The organism is Variovorax sp. 20P10.2.4, assembly GCF_058244205.1.
This window is the reverse complement of sequence record NZ_JBZAYE010000580.1, coordinates 1-4,642: the sequence shown is the minus strand read 5'-3', so window position 1 is coordinate 4,642 and position 4,642 is coordinate 1. Positions and strand designations below refer to the sequence as shown.

Here is a 4,642-nt window from a genome sequence, read left to right as displayed (position 1 = left end):
GCCAGCAGCTGCGCGCCCGAGGCCAGCACGATCGACTTGCCGTTGAGTTCGATGCGCCCCGCGGGCGCCTCCAGCGTGCCGTTCACCGTGAGCGCGCCGGCCACGGCCGACAGCGTGAGCGCGCCGCCGACGTCGGTGCGCAGCACGGCACCGGCGCCGACGTCGATCGAGCCGCTGTCGACCACGAGCCTCAGCGAGGCGGGCGCGCGCTGCAGGCGCTCCTCGAGCCGCAGCTCGCCCACCGGCGCCAGGCTGGCCAGGCGCGCGCCGGTCTCCAGCTCGCGGTAGGCGAAGGCGCTCAGGTCGATGCCCTTCACGGACTGCGATACGCCGATGTCCTCGGGCACGGCGATGCGGCCGCCCTCGGCCGCGGTCACCCGCACCGTGACGTCGCCGAAGCCGCGGTCGGCATACAGCGTGGCGGGAAGCACGAGCACGCCCGGTGCCGCCGGGGCATCGGGCGCGGCGGGTTCAGCAGGTTCGACCGGCACGGGCGCCGTGCCGCCGATCTGCACGTTGGCCTTGGTTTCGAGCACCAGCCGTCCGGCCGAGCCCGCGGCATAGGCGCGGATGTCGAAGGTCGACAGGTCGGTCTTGTCCGTCAGCCCGCTCAGCGTGAGCGAACCGGCATTGCCCACGCGCAGCCCCGGCAGGCCGTTCTTCGCGCGGTCGACGCGGCCGCCGCCCGACACGTCGAGCACCGCCGCCGGGTCGACCCGCAACTCACCCACCTGCAGCGCGATGGCGCCGCCGTCCATGGCCCAGCGCGCGGGCGCCATGCCGTCGCGCCAGGCGTTGATCCACTGGCCGCCGACGTCGAGCCGGGCCTCGGCGCCCAGGGTCAGCGGGCCGTCCATGGTGCCGAGCACGATGCTGCCGCCCGGCGCGCGGATGGCGCCGTCGATGCGCATCGGGTTGGTCGAGCGGTCGCCGCCGCTGGCGATGAAGGTGGCGCCCGGCGACAGGTCGAGCGAGGCGCCGGACTCCAGCACGAAGCCGTAGTCGCCCGCGATGTTGAGCACGATGCGGCCCATGCCCGAGCGGCTGAGCACCTCGTCCGACAGGAAGGTGACCTTGCCGATCGCCTGGTTGGCGGCCTCGGGGTCGGGCTGGGCCTCGTAGGCGCTGTCCAGCGCCGAGCCGGCCTGGAAGGCGGCGTCCAGCCGGTGCGGGTCGCGGGCGATGACGATGCGGTTCGGCGACCACGGCCGGTCCTCGACGCTGCCGCCACCGAGTTGCAGTTCGCCGCCCGCGTTCTTCGTCGGCTGCTTCTGCTGCCGGTCGCCCACCACCACGCCGCCCGCGTAGTCGCCTTCCAGCACCATCGCGCTGCCCGCGAAGATCTGCACCGCGCCGGCCTTGCGGCCCTCGGTGTAGCCGGCCTCGACGCTGTCGCGCCCGATCACCGCGCTGCTCCAGCTGTCGGACACGCCCCAGCGCGCATGGCCGTCGGTGTAGCGCCCGGCGATGCCGGTGTAGCTGCCGTCGGGCAGCGCGCGGTCCATGGTGTAGACCCGGCCGTCGGCGCCCATGAGCTTGGTGGCGGTGTTGAGGCCGTCGGTGTAGCGCACCGAGCCGCCCGACACGTCGAGCAGCGAGCCCGCGCGGGTGATGACCGAGCCGCCCGCGCGCATCGTGATCTTGCCGGCATCGGTCGAGAGCTCGTTCAGGTCGGTCATGCCCACGCCGACCCAGCCGGTCACGTCGCCCAACGGCGTGCCGGCCCAGCTGCCGGGCAGGTAGTTGCCCGCCGCGTCCTTGACCCACAGCACGCCGGCCATCGGGCCGTCCTCGAACACGCCGCCGGCGCGGCGGTCGACGATCACCTTCTTGCCGCGCACCCATGCGTTCAGCAGCAGCGGCGAGTCGCGCAGCTCGTTGATGCGCAGCTCGGCCTCGATGAAGTTGCGCGCCATCGGCACCGCCGCGCCCTGCAGGCCGGCCACGCTCAGGTAGGCGCCGCTGTCGATGTAGATGCGGCTGCCGTCGCCCAGGCTGTCGGGCCGGTAGCCCGGCAGCTGGGTCGGCAGCGGGTTGGCGGCCGACTCCACGCCGATCGTGCCCGAGGGCACGAGCACGCCCGCGCCCGCCTGCACGTCGATCAGCCGGCCGTACAGCCCGATGGCGCCCGGCTTGTAGCGCGTGGCCAGCGCGGTGGTCTCGATCTCGCTGGTGTCGGAGGCGTCGGGCAGGATGCGCGTCACGCTGCCCTGGCCCAGCGTCAGCGTGCCGGCCTGCCAGCTCAGCAGGATATTGCTGGGGTCGTCGTTGACGTAGATGTGCGTGCCCTGGCCCCAGGCGCGCAGCAGGATCGAGCCGCTGCGGTTGTTGAGCGCGGTGGTCGCCAGCGCCACGCCGTTCTGATGCACGTCGCGCGCCTGCAGCGTGATGTTGCCGCGCTCGGACTGCACGATGCCGCTGTTGGTCACGTCGTAGCCGACCGCCTCGGCGCGCGCCGCCATCTCGGGCAGCACATGCTGGGCGATGGCCTCGACGAAGCCGGGGTTGAACGGATCGGTGCCGGTGCGGATGGCGCTGCTCACGAAGGCCCACGGCATGGCCCAGCCCGGCGCGGCCGCGGCGGCCACGTCGAGGCCGCGGATGGCGTTGGCGTCGAGGGTGCCGTTGGCGGTGGTGTTCCGGACCGTGTTGAGGAAGACGTTCTCGCCGGCCGCGAGGATCACCTGCCCGTCGGGCGCCGAGATGCGCCCGGCGTTGTGGACCTTGGGCGCGAACAGCATCACCTTGCCGCCGCTCGCCACCTCGAGCCGAGCGCCGGCCTGCACCTGCACCGCGCCGGGCGCCGCGCCCGGGTCGAAGCGATCGACGCCGCCGAGCCGGTCGGGCGCCGTGCCGTTGCCGTTGCCGGGCACGTAGCTGCCGTAGATGTCGGGCGCGGCCGAGGCGAAGGCGCCGAACTGCGGGATCGCGAAGTCGTTGGCCTGGCCGGTGGCGTCCTTGAACACCTGCGCGTTGTTGATGCCGAGGTTGAACTGCTTGTCCGACAGCGCGAGGCTCGAGGCCACCAGCGTGCGCGTGTTGACCTGGCTCGAGCCGGTGAAGACGATGCCGTTGCGGTTGATCAGGTAGACCGACCCGTCGGCCTGGATCTGGCCCGCGATCCGGCTCGGCCGGCCGCTCGGGTCGTTGATGCGATTCAGCGCGATCCATGCGTTGCTGCCGTCGGGCTTCGCCCCGCCCTTCTGGTCGAACTGCACCGTGGTGTTGCGGCCGACGTTGAAGCTCTCCCAGTTCAGTATCGCCTTCTCGTCGGTCTGCTGGATGCCGACCACGGTGCGTCCGCCCGCCACGGTCTGCACCGGCGCGCGCGCGTTGAGCCAGCCGGCCGTGAGGCTGTTCGTGTCGACCTTCAGGCCGCCATCGGCCAGGCCCTCGGGAATGTCCGAGCCGCCGTCGAGCGCCGCCTGGCGCGCCGCGTCCTGTGCCGCCTGCTGCGCCGCGATGCCGCGCGCGGCCAGGTTCAGGTTGTCCATCGAGCGCCGCAGCTGGGCGTTGTCGCGCTGCTGCAGCGCGAGCGGGTTCGTCAGCGACGCGGCGGGCGTGCCGTCGGGCATGCGTCCCGTGGCCGCGGCCATGCTCTGCGCCACGTTCTTGCTGGCGAACCAGGCCGGCCCGAAGGCGCGCTGCGCGTGCGCGCCCTGCATGACGCCGCCCGCGGCGAGCATCGCCGCGAGCGCATGCGCCAACGGCTTCAGCCGCAGCGAGAAAGTGGGAGCGCCCGCACGCTGGCCGCCGAGAGAAATACGCGTGTTCATGTGATGCCGATCCAGTCAGGTGAATGCCGCAGTTCGAGTCCTGCGCGCCGCGACCTCCAGGTCGACAGCGCTCCTTGACTAGACCGCCGGGCACCGCGCGATCGGCAAGCTTTTCTTTTGAAGCTTTCGTGACAGCGCGGCGGGCCCTCGTCGCGTCGCCGCTTCAGCCCAGCAGCACCACGCCACCGGGCAGCGAACGCACCTTCAGGCCCAGCGACTGCTTCATCTGCACGATGGCCAGGTCCAGCCCGCCGATCTGGAAGCGCCCCGTCATCTGGCGCGCCGCCAGCTGCCCGTCGAGCAGCACGACCTGGCCGGGGCGGTAGCGGTTGATCTCGTCGATCACTTCGCCCAGCGGCGTATCGACGAAGCGCAGGTAGCCCTCGCGCCAGGCCACGCGCCGCGCGAGCTCGGCGCCCGCGAGCATCGCGACCGGCCCGTGGGTACGCTCGTCCCAGTCCAGTTGCTGCTGCGCCTCGAGCAGCACGCCGCCCGCGGCATGCGCCACCTCGAGCCGGCCTTCGAGACAGACCACGACCACGCGCGCGCCCTGGCGCCGCAGCGCGAACAGCGCGTGCGGGCCCAGCGGTCCGGGCCGGGCCGTGAGGCGACCCGCCCCCGCTTCGACCACGGTGCGGATGCGCGCGTCCCGCACCTCGATGGCCGCCTCGCCCGCGATCAGCTCGATCTCCTGCAGCGGCACGCGGCCTTCGCGCACCACGATGCCCGAGCGCGTGTTGAGCTCGACCGTCACGCCCTCGGCCAGCGCCACCTTGCGGCGCTCGCCGATGCCCGTTCGGTGGTCGGCGCGCAGCTCGCCCAGCGAAGGCCACAGGCCCAGCGGCGGATGCACCATGGCCGCGGCG

At 72.9% G+C, this 4,642-nt stretch carries 2 protein-coding genes; both read right to left on the bottom strand.

Annotated elements, in window-relative coordinates; translation table 11 throughout:
* The coding region (locus tag AC27VN_RS33425) for a two-partner secretion domain-containing protein (RefSeq protein WP_490879341.1) at positions 1-3,776 on the bottom strand (3,776 nt) is incomplete at its 3' end.
* 163 nt (positions 3,777-3,939) lie between these two features.
* Positions 3,940-4,642 (bottom strand): FecR family protein (locus tag AC27VN_RS33420; RefSeq protein ID WP_490879340.1); only part of this gene is annotated, 703 nt, incomplete at its 5' end.